Here is a 1136-nt window from a genome sequence, read left to right on the forward strand (position 1 = left end):
AAATCCCGCACGAACGCCAAGCGCAAAAACGTTACCACCAATTATAACAGATGACACGACTGAAACAAAAATACGGACTACTAATTATCGGAATTGCTCTCGGTATCGCATACGGACTTGTGACAAGGTTAGTATTCGGACAAAAAGCAACTTTAGCTTCGGTGACATATCTATTTATCATTCCTACCATTTTGGGAATTATTCCATTAATGTTTGCTGACAATGACAAACTCAAATCTTACAAGAACATTATTTTCATTCCTTGGCTGACAGTTACGACTTTCTTTTTAACAATGTTCCTATTTGGTATTGAAGACTTCATTTGTTTATTGGTTCTTGCAGCACCTTTTTTTATTTTAGGAACAATTGGAGCGTTGATTTACAGGATAGTTCAGATTAACAAACAAAAAAGTAAAGGAAAACTTCTGACCTTAGTTTTGTTGCCTTTTTTATTCGCACCAATCGAAGAATACATAAAAAGTCCTTCTGACACTTACAACGTAACGAGTGAAGTTATCATTGACACAACTCCAGAAAAAATTTGGAATAATATTGTAGAAGTTCAGACAATTGATCCTAAAGAATATAATTCAGGATTTTTCAATTCAATCGGAATTCCCCGGCCGATAAGTGCTACTGTTGACAAAAAAGAACTTGGCGGACAAAGAATAGGAAATTTTGAAGGTGGTTTAATGTTCATTGAAACAATCACGGAATATGATGAGAATAAAAAAGTTTCCTTCGACATAAAAATTGACCCTTCAACGGTTCGACAAAAAGTATTTGACCAACACGTTTTAAATGGTAACTATTTCAACTTTGTTGCCGCAACATACGAACTGACCGAATTAAAAAATGGACAAGTAAAGTTGACACTTTCTTCAAGTTATCAGTTGACTTCGACAATCAATTTTTATGGAAGATTTTGGGGAGACATTATCCTGACAGACTTTCAAGATCGACTACTAAATGTAATTGAAAACAGATGCGAAACGAAAGAATAACTGGTGGTAACAGGCGTTTGGCAAAAAAGCGGGTTCAGTGCTTAAATGAAGTTTTGTGCTTCGTATCAAATTCAGTGCTGGCAGACAGTTTTGCGCTCCGAAATCCGCTTCTTCGCCAAGCGCCAAACCGTT

Annotated in this window: 1 protein-coding gene; it reads left to right on the top strand. The window is 36.1% G+C overall.

Features of this window, described 5'->3' with window-relative positions:
• The first annotated feature begins 50 nt into the window (after nt 1-50).
• On the top strand, nt 51-1004 hold the full coding sequence (locus tag CHX27_RS00065) for an SRPBCC family protein (protein ID WP_094484762.1): 954 nt from the start codon (nt 51-53) through the stop codon (nt 1002-1004).
• Nucleotides 1005-1136 lie beyond the last annotated feature (132 nt).

Origin of the sequence: Flavobacterium aurantiibacter (assembly GCF_002251775.1) — a bacterium.
Lineage (GTDB): Bacteria > Bacteroidota > Bacteroidia > Flavobacteriales > Flavobacteriaceae > Flavobacterium > Flavobacterium aurantiibacter.